General features: G+C 43.8%; 12 protein-coding genes. 2 read left to right on the forward strand and 10 right to left on the reverse strand.

The window, feature by feature from the left end; genetic code table 11:
- Window positions 1-11: 11 nt before the first annotated feature.
- The 4 genes from V7R39_RS07750 to V7R39_RS07765 form a co-directional block, all read right to left on the reverse strand.
- Window positions 12-668: a D-glycero-alpha-D-manno-heptose-1,7-bisphosphate 7-phosphatase gene (locus V7R39_RS07750; RefSeq protein WP_334029822.1), complete on the reverse strand. Its 657-nt coding sequence runs from the start codon at window positions 666-668 to the stop codon at window positions 12-14.
- Window positions 665-1,561 carry a putative RNA methyltransferase gene (locus tag V7R39_RS07755; RefSeq protein WP_334029823.1) on the reverse strand — a complete coding sequence of 299 codons (897 nt, stop codon included), beginning with the start codon at window positions 1,559-1,561 and terminating at the stop codon, window positions 665-667. Before V7R39_RS07755 ends, V7R39_RS07750 begins: the two co-directional genes overlap by 4 nt.
- A gap of 98 nt (window positions 1,562-1,659) precedes the next feature.
- Window positions 1,660-2,778: an enoyl-CoA hydratase/isomerase family protein gene (locus V7R39_RS07760; RefSeq protein ID WP_334029825.1), complete on the reverse strand. Its 1,119-nt coding sequence runs from the start codon at window positions 2,776-2,778 to the stop codon at window positions 1,660-1,662.
- A gap of 48 nt (window positions 2,779-2,826) precedes the next feature.
- Window positions 2,827-3,981, reverse strand: coding sequence for an acyl-CoA dehydrogenase family protein (locus V7R39_RS07765; protein ID WP_334029826.1), 1,155 nt, complete (start codon window positions 3,979-3,981; stop codon window positions 2,827-2,829).
- A 408-nt stretch (window positions 3,982-4,389) separates the two neighbouring features.
- On the opposite strand from V7R39_RS07765, the gene V7R39_RS07770 reads away from it, so the two are divergent.
- The gene (locus tag V7R39_RS07770; RefSeq protein WP_334029867.1) at window positions 4,390-5,970 is read left to right on the forward strand and encodes a response regulator; all 1,581 of its coding nucleotides are present in this window, start codon (window positions 4,390-4,392) and stop codon (window positions 5,968-5,970) included.
- Between the two features lie 28 nt (window positions 5,971-5,998).
- Here V7R39_RS07770 and V7R39_RS07775 read toward each other — a convergent pair whose 3' ends face one another.
- Complete coding sequence (locus V7R39_RS07775; protein WP_334029827.1) at window positions 5,999-6,874, reverse strand: NAD(P)-dependent oxidoreductase; 876 nt, start codon at window positions 6,872-6,874, stop codon at window positions 5,999-6,001.
- 95 nt (window positions 6,875-6,969) lie between these two features.
- Between V7R39_RS07775 and V7R39_RS07780 the strand changes: the two genes are divergently transcribed.
- Window positions 6,970-7,449, forward strand: a complete 480-nt coding sequence (locus V7R39_RS07780) for a glutathione peroxidase (protein ID WP_334029828.1) — start codon at window positions 6,970-6,972, stop codon at window positions 7,447-7,449.
- A gap of 210 nt (window positions 7,450-7,659) precedes the next feature.
- On the opposite strand, the gene V7R39_RS07785 is transcribed toward V7R39_RS07780, so the two are convergent.
- The 5 genes from V7R39_RS07785 to V7R39_RS07805 all read right to left on the reverse strand — a co-directional run bounded on the left by V7R39_RS07785 (window position 7,660) and on the right by V7R39_RS07805 (window position 16,222).
- The gene (locus V7R39_RS07785; RefSeq protein ID WP_334029869.1) at window positions 7,660-8,712 is read right to left on the reverse strand and encodes a Y-family DNA polymerase; all 1,053 of its coding nucleotides are present in this window, start codon (window positions 8,710-8,712) and stop codon (window positions 7,660-7,662) included.
- 407 nt (window positions 8,713-9,119) lie between these two features.
- Window positions 9,120-9,905, reverse strand: a complete 786-nt coding sequence (locus V7R39_RS07790; protein ID WP_334029829.1) for a hypothetical protein — start codon at window positions 9,903-9,905, stop codon at window positions 9,120-9,122.
- Window positions 9,906-9,998: 93 nt separating this feature from the next.
- Window positions 9,999-10,226 carry a hypothetical protein gene (locus V7R39_RS07795; protein ID WP_334029830.1) on the reverse strand — a complete coding sequence of 76 codons (228 nt, stop codon included), beginning with the start codon at window positions 10,224-10,226 and terminating at the stop codon, window positions 9,999-10,001.
- A 384-nt stretch (window positions 10,227-10,610) separates the two neighbouring features.
- A complete protein-coding gene (locus tag V7R39_RS07800) occupies window positions 10,611-12,632 on the reverse strand; it encodes an AIPR family protein (RefSeq protein ID WP_334029831.1) in 2,022 nt (673 codons plus the stop codon).
- Between the two features lie 482 nt (window positions 12,633-13,114).
- On the reverse strand, window positions 13,115-16,222 hold the full coding sequence (locus tag V7R39_RS07805; protein WP_334029832.1) for an efflux RND transporter permease subunit: 3,108 nt from the start codon (window positions 16,220-16,222) through the stop codon (window positions 13,115-13,117).
- Window positions 16,223-16,279: the final 57 nt, after the last annotated feature.

Below are 16,279 nucleotides of genomic sequence, written 5' to 3' on the forward strand. Positions count from 1 at the left end.
TCTTCACTCGCTCACTCTATTGCAGTAAGCTGTTGTAAGGACACAACTTTACGCACACCATTTATAGTAGCGCCAGCGGGTATGGCATTTTCAGAAAAGTAGATACTTTTCTTCAGGCCAGCCGCGTGCGCTGCCTCAATATCTCTCCAGCTATCACCAATAAGTACGCTATCATTAAGTGCTATGCCGAGCTCTTGTGACGCTTGCAGTAACATTCCTGGCTTTGGCTTCCTGCATGCGCAGTTAATGGCATACTCTGCTACGCTGCCCTCAACGTGATGAGGACAAAAATACACAGCAACCTCGGGCACGCCCCTATCAGCAAAATCCTCTTTTACCCTATCCATCAACACATGGAAGTCGGCTTCGGTATAGCGTCCTCTCGCGATGCCGCTTTGATTGGTGACAATAACAATTTTATACTTTGCTAAGGCATACATTCTTACCACGTCAAATATACCTTCAACGTAATCAAAGTTGTCGTAATGACCCACGTAGCCATGGTCAACGTTTATCACGCCGTCTCTGTCTAAAAACAACGCTTTATGCTGAGTGTACTTCTGTTGAGTGTGCTTCTGTTGAGTGTGCTTCTGTTGAGTGTGCTTCTGTTGAGTGTGCTTCTGTTGAGTGTTCTTCTGATGAGAACTTAGGCCTTTAAGCTTGCTCATACACACGTTTCCCACACTTGAATGTGAAAATGGGCGGTCACAGTGGTCAGTGCATTTACCATGTCCGTAATGCTCTCTTGAGGTAACTTCCAATAAAAAGGCGTCATTTTCACTAGCGATAATGCATGCTCGTTGTTTAAAAGCGATATTTCAAAACGCAATGTCTCGCGAGTCAATATCGAAAACCCTTCACGACCACTCACGTCGAGCTGATGCTTTTCTGGAGCATCATAAACCCGCTGCTTTATTTCATATAAATGATCTTCCGCTGGGTCTACGGTGATCAACAACCCGTGTTCTGGTGTGAGGATGCGTTGGTATTCGTCGTTGCTGCCAGGTGCAAATACTTGAAGCACTACATCTTGGCTGTTAGCTTCCAGTGGAAGGTCAAAACTGCTGGCTACAACAAAGGTGTGTTGTTTAAACGCCTTTGCAGCAAGCTCTACGGCGATTTTGGAAATGTCACTGCCTGCACCAGCAACTTCAATAGATTGTGCTTGAGAGGCTTGCCCGCTTATTTTTTGATTTTGTAGCGTGTGCTCTTTAAAACTTTTCTCTTTTAAACCAGCTACAACTGCATTCAAATAACTGCCCTCGCCGCATCCCGCATCGTAGATTTTGACACGTCCACGCTCTTTTATTTTTGGGTTTAAGTGAAGGCCGATAAGTTCGCACATTCTGTCTTTTAACGGTTTATACGCGTTTCGCTGATGAAACTCTCTTCTTGCCCTTACCATTGCTTTGTCATCGCCCGGCATTTTTGACTTTTTAAACTGAACGGGTAATAAGTTCACGTAACCTGCTTTCGCTTTATCAAAGCTATGGTTATTAATGCAGCGAATTGGGGTTTCGTTTAGCGAGACAGGTGTTTTGCAAAGTGGGCATAGCCACATAGTGGAGGTCTTAAGGTCGGTTGCGATAATATTAAGTTTATCAAATTGAATGCACTGACAGCAATCGCATGTTTGCTGTCAGTGATTTTCACACCTAATTATTTTCCTAAAGACGCTAAAGGATGAGTTTCCTCTGTCCATGGTGAACTGAAAAAATGCTCAACAACCTCTGTGGGCACTTTGTCTACAGATGCATATTTCCATTTAGGTGACATATCTTTATCTATCAACAAGGCGCGAACGCCCTCTTGAAACTCGCCACTTTCGCCGCAGCGGCATGACATGTTGACCTCCATTTTAAAACACTCTGCGAGGGTCATAGATGCACCACGACGACACTGCTCGAACACCAAGTGCATGGTAATAGGCGAGCCTTTTTGTAGCGTAGATTGAGCGCGGCTAAGCCATTTATCGCCCTTCATATCGCAATTCAATATCGCGTTAACTACTTCTTCTGCGCTATCGCCTTGGCAAAGTGAATTTATCAGGTCGCTGTGTTTCTCTATGTTACCTTGAGGAAGCTCTTCGGGCTGCTTCAACGCGCTTAGCAGCGTAGAAACCTGACCTGCCATATCGTTTGGCTGCCATGAGTGCTGCAACAGGCTATCAACCATCGTATCTTTTTCAGATGAAGCCACCAGCAGATCACCTAGCCCAATAAATCGAGCGTCCGTACCATTCATCTGTCCGCCAGTGAGTCCTAAAAACAGCCCTGTCTTTTCAGGTAGTCTGGGTAAAAAGTAACTCCCTCCTACATCTGGATAAAGACCAATGCTTACCTCCGGCATAGCTAGGCGTGAAGTTTCGGTTACAACTCGGTGGCTAGCGCCGCTTAGCAGCCCCATTCCACCGCCCATCACGATACCAGCACCCCACACTATGATAGGTTTGTTATAGTTGTGAATGGTGTAATCAAGGGTATATTCTGTTTTAAAGAACGTTTCTAAAAACTCTGGAACTCCACCTTCGGCCTCGACCATAGAGCGATACATAGACACAATATCGCCACCCGCACAAAAAGCCTTGTCTCCCATGGCGTCAATCACAACCGCGACAACATCATCTCTGCTTTGCCAAGCTAATAATGCATCCAGCATGATGGTTGCCATGTCTAAATCAAGCGCATTTAATGCCTTTGGTTTGTTCAGCGTTAGCCGACCAATAATATGGCTTCCATCTTTAGCCGAAAGTTCTTCTTTGATAACAACCGAGTCCATATTGCGACTTCCTAAAACTGATTTTCGATTTTTAATTTTGATTAAAGGCTAGAGAATGCTGCGTTCATCTGCTAACAAACGTCTACCAATAATAACGCGCATGATTTCATTAGTGCCCTCTAAAATTTGATGCACTCGCACGTCACGGAAATGTCTCTCTAACGGATACTCTTTAATATACCCATAACCACCGTGCAGCTGCAGTGCATCATTACACACACTAAAGCCAACGTCAGTAGCAAACCGTTTCGCCATTGCACAATAGGTGGTTTTATCCACGTCATTATTATCAAGCTTGCATGCGGCCATGCGCACCATTTGGCGAGCGGCTACAAGTTCTGTTGCCATATCTGCTAGTTTAAACTGCAGCGCTTGGAAACCCGCAATAGCCTTGCCGAACTGCTCTCGTTCGTTCATATAGTCTCTTGCTACATTCAGGGCCTGTTGCGCAGTGCCTACTGAGCAGGTTGCTATGTTGATACGACCACCGTCAAGACCCTGCATCGCCATTTTAAACCCTTCACCTTCGTCGCCAAGTCGCCATGCGTCTTGAAGTTTAACGTTATCAAAGGTGATCATTCGTGTTGGCTGAGCATTCCAGCCCATTTTTTCTTCGGCTTTACCGTAAATTATACCGTCGCTGTCTGCCGGCACGGCAAAAGCGGATACACCTGAAGGGCCGTCGCCACCCGTTCGCGCCATAACAACCAATACGTCAGTACTACCAGCACCTGAAATGAATACTTTAGCGCCATTAAGCACATAACCATCGTCTGTTTTTGTGGCTTTGGTTTTAAGTGATGCGGCATCAGAACCTGCGCCTGGCTCGGTTAAACAGTAAGACGCTAACTTATCGCCTGTGACTAATTCATCACACCATTGGGCTTTTACGTCGTCGCTACCCCATAGAGCAATCATCCACGTGGCCATGTTGTGTATGGTGAGCATCGCAGTGGTAGTCGTACAGCCCATCGATAGCTGCTCAAAAATAATTGACGCGTCTAAACGTGAAAGCCCTAGGCCACCCGCTTCCTCTGGAGTGTATAAACCGCAGAATCCAAGCTCGCCCGCCTTTTTAATGGCGTCAACTGGAAAGTGGTGCTCTTTGTCCCACGTAGCAGCATGTGGTGCTAATTCTTGTTGTGCGAACTGACGTGCTGTCTCTTCAAACGCCAGTTGATCATCATTTAATTCAAAGTTCATGTGGATTGCCTTTCATTATTGTGACTTTACACTGTATTAACACGATAACTAAAAGTTACCCCTTACGTAAACGTAAAGGTAAAACATTAATTAAATTATAATTGCGACGACGTAAATAAAATGTGACGAAAATGCGGACTAATGTTTACTGTTCTCTGTCATGCGCATCTTTAAAGCCCGTCACGCCTCAACGACTCGTTGTCGTTTTATTCGCGTTTGCACAAGCCGTTAAATTAGCCGCTTTTTTAACAGAACGGATACAGATAGTAGGCTGCTGATAATGTGTAACTTAAATTTTGGCGAATGTGGATACTAAGGTTTTATTGTTTCGTGCAGTTTTGAGTCTTCGCTGGTAAGCTAACCAAAGAGTTATCACTAACCTTGGTTTTTGTGGAATTACGAGCAGCTATTGTTGAAGACAACGCCACCGCCCGCACAGCATTGCGCGGTCACGTTATGTCTATCGCAAATTTATCGGTTAGTAGCTACACCTCGGGGGTAGAGCTCAAAGCCGCCTTGCGAAAACAGAATTTTGAATTGCTCATCATGGATTATCACCTGGGCGAGGGAAAAACGGGTGTAGAGTGGCTGCAAAGTTTAAAAGAGGCAGACTTTATCAAACCCAGTACTGGTGTGATTTTTCTTACATCAGATCGCTCTCCACAGGTTATCGGTCGAATCATGGACCTACAGCCCGATGTGTTGCTCATTAAGCCCTACACCATTGCATCCCTTTCCCGTCAGATAGAACATTACCTCTACTATCGCGAATTCGTGAAAAACATATTAGAAGCGCTTGATAATAAGCAGCTTGAAAGAGCGATAGGTGTCATAAGAACTAAGATTAAAGAAGGTATTCCCCCTCGCCTAGTTTCAGATATTCGCAAGTTGTACGCCCGATTATTATTCAGTAATGGTGAGGTTCAACGAGCGCTTAATATTTATGACGATATTTTAAGTCGCTCAGATAAAGTTTTGTGGGCACAGTGGGGAAAAATAAAATGCCAGTATGCCGCTGGTCAATGGCCACAGTGCAAAGAACAGCTCAGCGCAATGGTAAACTCCAGTTTAGCCAGAGACGAAGCGTTTGAATGGCTGGCGTCTCTGTCATTTGAACAACACTCTTATGAGGATGTTGAAAAGTACTTAGAACAAATTAAGTTTAGTGAATTGAGTTTACCTGCGGCCAAGCTCAAAAGCCTAGCGTTTCAAAAGCAAGATAAGGTGGTAGAAGCCATCGACCTGCTGCAAAAAAAGCGAGCTCTACATAGGTCTGCCAAAGATAGATTCAACGATTTCACTTTTGAGCTAGCGGAATTTTATTTACTGCTTGCAGAGGATTCTCCGCAGACTAATCGGAAAGAAAGCTTAACTCAAGCTCGTAAGCTGGTTGGCATTGCCGGTCGAAACCAGGCAGACGCCCAAACGTTACAAAAGCGAGACTACCTGCTCGCCTTTTCATCGGTACTTGATGGGGATTTAGACAAAGCGGCTTATTTCCTTGAGCCTGACTATATGGATAACCACCTCAGAACCGAGCCTTCGATGCTGGTTATCGCAGCAAAAGTCCATCACAGCTTGGGAGATGAGCGTCGCGCAGGTGAATTGTTACTGATGGCAAAACAAAAGAACAGCGACATTCGGGGCATTTCTGAGCAGGTGATGAACGAGGAGTCAATTTTTTCAGGAGGTGAACGCCTCGGTCTTAATCATGAGCACGCGGTAGCGATTAACGACACTGGGACCCAACTTTTCATTGACGGTTTATACGCTCAGGCGATGAAGCACTTTTATGATGCATTTCAACTGTCGCCCGCTACTGCTGCATTCGGCCTCAACCTATTACAATGTATGGTTGAAGCTGATACCGCAGTATACCGACGATTTAATATTCACCAATTGTTAGATACGCTTTCCGAGCTTGCCCTTAGCGAATCAAACACAGCGCGACTCGCCCAGCTCACCTTGTCTGTAAGGGCAAACAGCTAGCTATCTCAAGTACGGTGTTCATATAAACTTACTTTAGGCGTGTCAGCAAGCTTGAAGTGTCCCATCTACTGCCACCCAATTTTTGTACATCGGCGTAATATTGATCTACCAATGCGGTTAGCGCGAGTGTCGAACCATTTCGTTTTGCTTCATCTAATGCTATGCCCAAGTCTTTGCGCATCCAGTCAACGGCAAAACCAAAATCGTAAGTGTTAGATAACATGGTGCTAGCGCGATTTTCCATTTGCCACGATTGCGCCGCGCCTTTGCTAATAACATCGATAACCGCGTTACAGTCGAGACCAGCTTTTTGCCCAAAGTGCAATGCCTCAGAAAGCCCCTGAACAATACCGGCGATACAAATTTGGTTCATCATTTTTGCCAGTTGACCGCTACCACACTTTCCAAGAAGCTGACTGTGGCGAGCATAATTATTGATTACTGGCTGAATGCGATGAAAGCTTGCTTCTTTTCCACCCACCATGATGGTGAGCTGTCCATTTTCAGCCCCTGCCTGCCCACCAGAAACCGGCGCATCCAAAAAGTGTACTTTTTGCTTTCGGCATGCTGCATCAAGCTCTCTAGCAATATCAGCTGACGCGGTAGTATGGTCAACTAACACCGCATCAGGTTTCATTCTACTAAGTGCACGAGTACCTATTTCTCTAACGTCGTTGTCGTCACCCACACACATAAATACAATATCTGCACCCTCGGCCGCCTCTTCAGGGGTTTTCGCTATGGAACTCGTGTTCGCTGCACCCGGGTAAGTTGCTAGCCACTGTTCTGCCTTCGATGCTGTACGGTTGTAAACGGTGACTTTGTAGCCTGCATTAGCTAGGTGTCCGGCCATAGGAAATCCCATAACACCGAGTCCTAAAAAGCTTACGTTTAAATCTGACATGCAAAATACTCTCTTGTTGTTTACAGTAGAAGCTAAGCTTCTTTTGGCGAATAGAATATCAGAATTCACACTAACAAAAATATAAAGGAAAGAAATTGACTATTTATCAGCACACTGTAGCAAGTAATAGAGGTGAAAATATTGCTCTTGAGCAGTATAAGGGGAAAACACTGCTTATCGTTAATACCGCCAGTAAATGTGGTTTTACCCCACAATACAAAGGCCTCGAGTCACTGTATACAAAGTACAAAGAAAGAGGTTTTGAAGTACTGGGGTTTCCCTGTGATCAGTTTGGCCATCAGGAGCCAGGTAACGATGATGAAATTGCGCAATTTTGCGAAGTAAACTTTGGCGTGTCTTTTCCCTTATTTAAAAAAATTGAGGTTAATGGCGACAATGAGAGCCCACTTTTCACCGAATTAAAAAATAAAGCGCCCGGCTTACTTGGCACTAAACGCATTAAATGGAATTTCACTAAGTTTTTGGTAAGTGATAAAGGCGATGTGATAAAGCGCTACGCACCAACCATGAAGCCTGAAGATATCGAAAAAGATATCGTAAAGTTACTTCCCTAGCTCTTTTTTGAAAAAGAGCTCCTTTTTTTAAAATGAGCTCCTTTCTTAAAAACTTATGATGAATAGCGCCAAGGGAACGCATGAATAATAGCGTAACAATACGGGTTGCGTGTTTCAGTACGCGAGATATGAATAAAACAGATTGCTGAGTTTTTATGAGCCGCGATTTACCATCAAGCTTTACCATCAAGCTTTACCATCAACTGTGGTTCAACATTGAATAGTGGGTATATCACTCCATCGGGTGGTCGCTCGTTGAGTGATAAACTGTCGTTTCATTTCATGAGTTTTAGTGAAACCCTTTGATGCAATTTGGAGCGTGCTTTTACCATATCTATCATTGACAGCGTCAAGCACATTCATCAATTTAGGGTTATCTTTGCTCTCGGCAAAAAGGTCAGCCTGATAATTAGCTGCGGATATAATCTCGACAAGTCCCACGCCACAGCGATAAAAACAAATACCCGGCTTGTAAATTTTATCTATAACGGCCGGGATAGCGTTAGTAACTAAACGGGTGTCCATAGTGGGAATGGCAAATTGGTGATACACCGACTTTCTGTAATAGCGCGCGTCATCATGGGGCGAATTAGAGGCAAAAACAGTGATTGCCTTTGTTAACCCACGCTGCTTACGCAGTTTGCGCATTGCGCTTTCGCAGTGCCCTGTAATCGCCTTGTGTAATTCTGATTTAGATGTCACTCGTGCACCAAAAGTACGGGTACTGTAAATTTGTTGTTTATCAGGCCTCACATCATCCCAGTGTATACGAAGCTCGCCATTGAGTTCTCTCACCGTGTTTTCTAATAAAATTGAAAATTGCTTTCTTATCCGCGCCGGTGACTGCTGGGACAGTTGAAGCGCGTTGTTAATTCCAAGGGCTGCTAGCTTGTGTCCTATACGGCGACCTACCCCCCACACATCCGTTACATCCATCTGCTCTAAGATATTGACGCGCTCTTGCTCGCTGTGAATAACTGCGACACCATTGTACCCTGGCAGCCGCTTACCGGCGTGGCTGGCTGCTTTGGCTAACGTAGGGGTTAATCCTCCTCCTGCGCCTACAGGTAATCTCACCTCTTTCCATACTGTTTGTCTGATTTCACGGCCTAGCGCCATCCAACTTTCGTGAGAAAGCGCAGTGTTAAAGCGCGCAAACACTTCGTCTATGGAATATACGTATATGTCATCGGCGAACTGGCCGATGGTGTCCATCATTTTGGTACTCAAAGAGTGATACAGCTCATACAGTTGGCTAAGAATTTCCGCTAAAAATAGGCGAGTAAGTTAGAAACCATTCTGCCGCAAGGGTTGCTGGCGTCTAACACCAGAAAAATCACCCAGCCCAACCCGCTGTCTATTTTTTAAGGTGGGCATTGATCTACATGTCTAATTTTTTACTAATTTGATCGCTAAGATGTACTAATTTGATTACCGAGGGAGACTAACGGACTAATTACGTAGGGGCGTAATCGTACAATCTCCACTCGACACCACACAACTCACTTCTGGACATTTCCGAGTTACGCACCATAGTTCACTCTGACTTTTCGGATTACTTCTAGTATTGCAACACAACGTCCGACTTACATATGGCTGTCCAAATTTACTTATCCACTACAGTCTTAGGTAGAGTAGAATGGGGCAACAGTTGTTTGTTAGTAGTTTCTCTAAATAGCACCTAACGCTTCCATTCTTGAATGTTGGGCTTCTTGAGCATCAATAAACGTCATGTCGAGTTGGTGTACTGTTAGAGCTTTACGTTTAGGGCTAACCTCCAGCATCAGAGTATTCAGCTTTAGCCATTGTCTCAGTTTTGCTCTTTTGTAACCTGCTTGTAAATTGAATTTAAACATAACAATGTGAATTAAAAGGGCTCCTACAACAATAACGCGAACTTTAAAGTCTGGATCAACTTGTGGCATCCAAGCAAGCCTCGCATGAAAAGGATTAAACTCTCCATTCGGACCGATATCAAATTTTCCTTTATATTTTAAAATTTCGTCAGCGGAAAGAATTTCAGGTTTATAAAGACCAGCGAGAATAACAACATCATCACAAGATTTTTCATAACCTAAAATATAGGGTACAAATTTTTTGAAAGTTTTAGGGTTATTATTTGAAGCTCTCGCTGAATTGAAGGAAACTTTTAGAATCCATCGCTTAAATAGATCGTAATCGTATTCTAAATTTAGAGTCTTACTTAAATAGTTTTGAGTCAGAACACCGGATTTTTGAAGCATTGTCTTTGCGTAGCGGTCTAATGTTCCTAGTTTGACGTTGTTACAGTCCACACATACATCCTTTATTTTCCCCTCACCTCCAACTATTTTCTTTGCTTTTTCATTCCAGCCTACAAGAGGTTCATTTCCCTTTTCTACTTTATATATAAAATCAGGAATTATATGTTCTCTCGTCAAACTCTTTTCTTCTTCACAATATGCGCAAATACCCAAATTTCCCTCCAACTGCGAACATTTATTACTGTGATTTTCGTAGCCCCCGTTTCCCCTGAAAAATCATATTCTGTGTTTTTATGGGAAGGGATGTTAGATGTACGCTTTAAAATAGTCTTTCCCTAAATCCTTAAATCTAGTGACAACAATGTTGGTGTCACCAACCATGTAGGAGTCAGGCAGTTCCGTGCCGTTTCCCTGAACGTTAGGGTATGTGCTTCGCGCTTCTTTCACCACTTCAATATACTCAGCCTTGGTCATCATGGCTGCGTTCGAAGAAAGAGAGAGAAAGACGACTGAGAGGAGAGCTATATTTTTCATAGGGAAGATATCCTTATCACTTTAAAAAAGATTGTTGCATATTGAGCGAGCACTGCAAAGTATTTGATTGTTGCTAATCAGCAATTCTGAGTGCGGCATTACATTGAGAATAGGTTAGACAAAAGGGCCATGCATTAGCGGCATAACATAAAGCATGCCAAGGTTGACCGTTAGCTGCTCAATTCGAACTGACTGCCTGATGCGTGTTACAATTCATTGGCGCATCAATAATTCTATGAACCAACTTCCCCTTCGCGTACGAACCTGCCCAACCATAGGCATTGGCGGGCATTACTAGACAAGAAGAGGACGGTAACTCCCGCATTTGCCGCTGCTTTGTCGCGGAGCGGAAAACCAGTCCGACAAAATGCGTTTGTGTGGTATTTAGCCGTCCAGCAGCTCAAGAGTGTCTGGGTCAACTCTTTCTGGGTCAAAAACAATGACATTACCTTCATCATCATATACGACACCGTCAACCTGCTTATTTCTTATGCCCTCATCAATAAGAATCTGCACTGATTCAAAGTACTCTCTATTAGAGCAGCCTAGCTCTTGAGTAACTCTTCTATGAACTCCTGGCTTCCATGGCTGAGGCGGCAGAAGGCTATCAACTTTCCGAGCAAACTCTAAATCAACAATCATTTTTTCTGTTGTATATCGGTCTGCTGCAGGGCCAGAAGCATTAAAATTATTAGCCTTCTCGACACGGGCAATACAGGAAATTGAGAACTCTTCAGCTGCTTCTTGGCACAGTTCAACATAGTAACGTTTATTCTTAAGGCTTTTAGATTTTACATCTTCCGAGCGCCTCAGGCATACAAAGTCCCATGTTGTCTTCACCTCATCAAATGTATACGCTGCGATATCCAATTTTGATAGCTCAACCACAGAAAAATCGTAGCTACCTAAAAGCCTTGATACTGTAATAAAGCTTATTATTTGTCTCCAGCGCTTAAGAAAACGCTCTCCCCCTGAACCTCGCTTAGGGCGAATCCCTTCTAACACAAGATCTGTTTTTTTAAGTACTGCGGCTATCACCGGATACACTGACAAAGGTATTTTTTCTGAAAAGACAGTGTTGTAAGCCTCATCAGAGCGCATGAAACGAGATCTCAGATTTGATGCTTTTTGGGGAGACTTCAAGATAAGACTTACGTAACCTGAAGCAATATATAGAGGAGTTACAACTTTTGCAGAAGGGTTCCCATTATTATTATGGAAGTTCTTTCTTCTTTCGTAAAAATAATCTGATCTTTCGAAAATGTCTTCTATATCTCTTTGTATTTTATCTGTTGCATGCAATGAAGCCATCTCAACATCCGTTTGGTTGTTTGTGGCACGGATTATCGAGTCTCTTACATCATTGTTTTGAGAAACAATCACTTTAATTAGAACAGATCTATTTTTCTTATCTTTCCCTCCGGCCTCAAAATATCTAAAAATTGATTCCGTTGTTTGCAATCCATTAACTATCTGAATGTTTTCTAATTTTATACAATCACCCACGAGACTAGCCGAGGTTGCAAGTATCGTTACTCCATTATTTAAGCACCAGAAATCAGGAGTCTCATCATCCTCAAGTGTATTCTTAATATCTTCATTAACTCTGTTTAGACCCATGAAGTCACGAACGTTTGAGTCAAAAAGATACCTTCTTAAACGTCCCTCGTCCGACACAAAACCATAATAGTCAGCTAGATTTGCTAGTAGTACGTATCGCTCACCACTAGACAACACTTCGGTAAATGGAAGTTCTAGGCTAAAATTTGGTGTCTTTCGGTGGAGATTTACTAATTCAGTGGAACCAATAAAATGGAATCCAACCTTACAGATTCCAAAAAAGTCTTTTGTTATATTAACGAGCTGATCTGACCTAGACGCGATAGACTCACCTATCAGCGCTGTGTCACCTCTAGATGCATAAATGTATTGAATGTTGAAACCACTCAATCTGGGCGAGAGTTTTCTATATGCGAACTTTAAGTTCTCCCTGAGCTTTATCACTTCATCAGAATAATCCCCCTTAAAATGATCTGCGATTATGCTCAAGTCGAACAACTCAGACAAACTTGCGACCATATTATCTAAGGGGGCTTGTTTAAAAGTATCGTGATGCTTACAAGTTATGACCCATATCTCTAGCAATGCCCCTGACTTAGGCCATAAAAATGATTCTACATCCGTGAGTAGGTGACCATTAACAAAAATAAAGAAGCCATCGATTCCGCCGTCATTTCGACCATCTATAGAACCGTAGGTTATTTCTTCACCAGAGAGATCATAGCTCTTAAGAATTTGCTCGAACGCAAGATATTCAAATGCTTCGTCTCGTCTATTTGACGGCGTGTTATTTTCAATTCGATCATCAATTATCCCATCAAGTAACAATGCATCATTCTTTGCCATATTCCGTCCTTTGATCTAATTTGAGTTGGGTGCCTCACTGCATATTACTAAGACTTCATAATAACACTCGTTTTTACTCAAAAACCAATTCCCGTGTTTTTCGGGAAAGTAAATTAGATGTTCGCGTGAGGTACTTTGAAGGCCCATGAGTTAAGCTGGCTGGCAACAAAAGACAAACAGCAGACGTTCAGGGCTCTCTGCTCTTGATTCCGATATTTACCATAAGCGGAAGTTAACATGCTTTATTCTGACTGACTCTTCAGTGGCATAAAGCAGTTATTCAGACCACAATAGTCCACAGGATGCGCCTCCAAAAGCCGAATGTTGAATATTACAATTGATAACCAACCCTACAACTCCAAATTTTTATTACAAAGCGATTTACGAGCCACCTCCCCATTTTGTCAAAAGAAGTCGAATGATCGTCATGGGGGTAAGTAAATCCGGGGCATTGATTTATAAACCCAAATGCCCCAGTGCTGTTAATTCACCTTATAGTGAACGAGTCTATAGAGTACAGGTAGTACAACCAGAGTTAACAAGGTAGAGGATATGATCCCACCAATGACCACCGTTGCCAGAGGTCGCTGCACCTCTGCGCCAGTACCTACGTTAAGCGCCATGGGCACGAAACCAAGACTCGCCACTAACGCTGTCATCAGCACTGGCCGCAAGCGAGTCATTGCACCATCAATAATCGAGTTTACCAACTCGCCAGTTTCTTCCATCCTCTGCCTGATAAAAGACAGCATTACCAGACCATTCAATACAGCAATACCAGAGAGCGCGATAAAACCAATCCCTGCCGATATTGAAAGAGGCATATCTCTGATCCAAAGAGCAAAGATGCCGCCGGTTAATGCCAAAGGGACGCCTGTGAAAATTATCAAGGCGTTTTTGACTGAGCCAAATGCAATCACAAGTAATGCAAGGATCAGGAAAAGCGTTGCGGGCACAACCAAGCTCAGTCGTTGACTTGCACTTTCCAATTGCTCAAACGTTCCACCATAACTTATCCAGTAGCCACTTGGCAGTGCCACATTGGCGGCGATCTGCTCTTTAGCATCATTGACAAAAGAGCCTAAATCACGATCTCTCACATTTGCTGTGACGACGATACGGCGCTTTGCGTTTTCTCGACTTATCTGACTGGGAATATTGGTATATTCAAGCTCAGCCACCTCGGCGATTGGCACATACTCACCATCATTGGTCATGATTTGGATATTTCTCAGCGCTTCTAAATCACTGCGAATCTCTTCAGGATAACGAACAACAATCTCAAAGCGTCTGTCGCCTTCAAATACCAAACCAGCTTCTTTGCCGCCAACTGATGCACTTAACCACGTTTGCAAGTCAGTTACGTCTAAGTTGTAACGCGCCAGCGCATAAGGCTTCGGGTTCACCGTGAAGATGGGGATCTCATCTACTTGTTCTACTCGTGCATCAGCAGCGCCCGGAATATCTTGTAATACGGATAAAACATCACCAGCTGAATCCCGCAGCTTATCCAGATCATCACCATATATCTTGATCCCTAAATCTGCCCTAACGCCACTAATTAATTCGTTAAAGCGCATCTGTATAGGTTGCGTAAACTCATAGTTATTGCCAGGTACATTTTGAAGATCCCTCTCCAATTGCTCGACAAATTCCGCTTTCGATAATGCAGGGTTTGGCCATTCATCAATTGGTTTTAGCATTACAAAAGTGTCAGTGACGTTGGGTGGCATAGCATCAGTAGCCACCTCAGCAGTACCCGTTTTAGCAAATACGGTGTTTACCTGTGGGTATTGCATAATGACCTGTTCAAGCCGTTTTTGCATATCGACAGCTTGTTCAATTCCTGTGCCGGGCACTCTCATTGCATGAAGGGCTATGTCACCCTCATCTAGTTGCGGCACAAATTCAGAACCTAGGCGCATCCCAAACCAAACACTGATAATTACGAGTAATGTTGCTGCACCTACTACCAACCATCGTAATTTTAATGCCCACTCCAATACAGGGCGGTAAACTGATTTAGCCCCAGTGATTATTGGACTCTCTTTTTCACTGACTTTGCCCGACATAAACATAGCAACGGCTGCGGGCACAATGGTGATTGAAAATACCATTGCCGCTAGCAATGCCAATATTACGGTAGCCGCCATTGGGTGAAACATCTTCCCTTCTACACCTGTTAAGCTAAAAATAGGAATATACACAATCGTGATTATCATCACGCCAAACAGACTTGGGCGTACCACCTCATTCGTTGCCTCAAATACGACTTCAAGACGTTCTCTGAGAGGCAGTATTGCACCCGTTCGCCGCTGCGATTCACTTAATCGCCTAATACAGTTCTCGACGATAATAACCGCTCCATCGACAATCAGTCCAAAGTCTAACGCGCCTAAGCTCATTAGGTTCGCGCTAACGCCCGTTTGTACCATGCCTATTATTGTGGCAAGCATGGCAAGTGGGATGACAGCGGCGGTGATAATTGCTGCCCGTATATTGCCCAGCAATAAAAATAAGACAACAATAACGAGTAGTGCGCCTTCAACAAGGTTTTTTTGTACTGTATTGATGGCTTTATCCACGAGCGTAGTGCGATCGTATACACTTTGGATAATTACGCCCTCTGGCAGGCTTGCTTGGATTTCATCCACTTTATCAGCCACGTCTAGCGCAACAGCTCGGCTATTTTCGCCTATTAGCATCATAGCTGTGCCCAACACCGTCTCTTGACCTTCTCGTGTTGCAGCGCCCGTTCTAAGCTCCTTACCGATGGCGACCTCTGCAATGTCATTTACCGTAACGGGAGATCGGTTTGTAAGCGTTACCACCACGTTACTGATGTCCTCAACGCTCGAAAGTCTCGCTTGTGAACGTACTAGTATCTGCTGGCCGTTGCGTTCAATGTACCCAGCGCCCTGATTAGCGTTATTTCGATTTAATGCCCGCAATAAATCGTCAGTACTAACGCCGTAATTAAGCATAAGTTGAGGATTAGGCTTCACATGATACTGTTTGGTAAACCCCCCAATTGCATTAACCTCTGTTACCCCTTTAACCAAGGCCAGTTGAGGTTTCACCACCCAATCGTGTAACTCTCGAAGCGCCATTGCATCAAATTTTCTGCCATCGGCAGTTACTGTGCCGGGCTTCGCGCTAAGCGTGTACATGTAAATTTCACCCAAACCTGTGGCAATCGGCCCCATCTTAGGCTCAATACCATCGGGTAATTGGCTTTTGATAATGCCTAGCCGTTCGTTTATGAGGTTTCTGGCAAAATAGAGATCCGTGCCTTCTTCAAAAACGGCCGTCACTTGTGATAAGCCATAGCGCGATAGTGAACGTGTGTAGTCCAAGTTTGGTAATCCTGCCAAAGCGTTTTCTACCAAAAAGGTGATACGTTGTTCAGTTTCAAGCGGTGAATAACCTTCTGCTTGTGTGTTGATTTGTACCTGAACGTTGGTGATATCGGGTACGGCATCAATAGGCAGCTTTTGATAACTGAATAGGCCTAATCCAATCACCAAAAAGGAAAGCATCAGAAAAATACCGCGCTTTTCGATTGCAGTACGAATAATGGAAACTAGCATCTTAAACCTCCCTTAGAACTACACGCCATTTGACAGGGAAATATCAGTTGTAGTGAG

It is taken from the genome of Alteromonas sp. P256 (assembly GCF_036864455.1).
Lineage (GTDB): Bacteria > Pseudomonadota > Gammaproteobacteria > Enterobacterales > Alteromonadaceae > Alteromonas.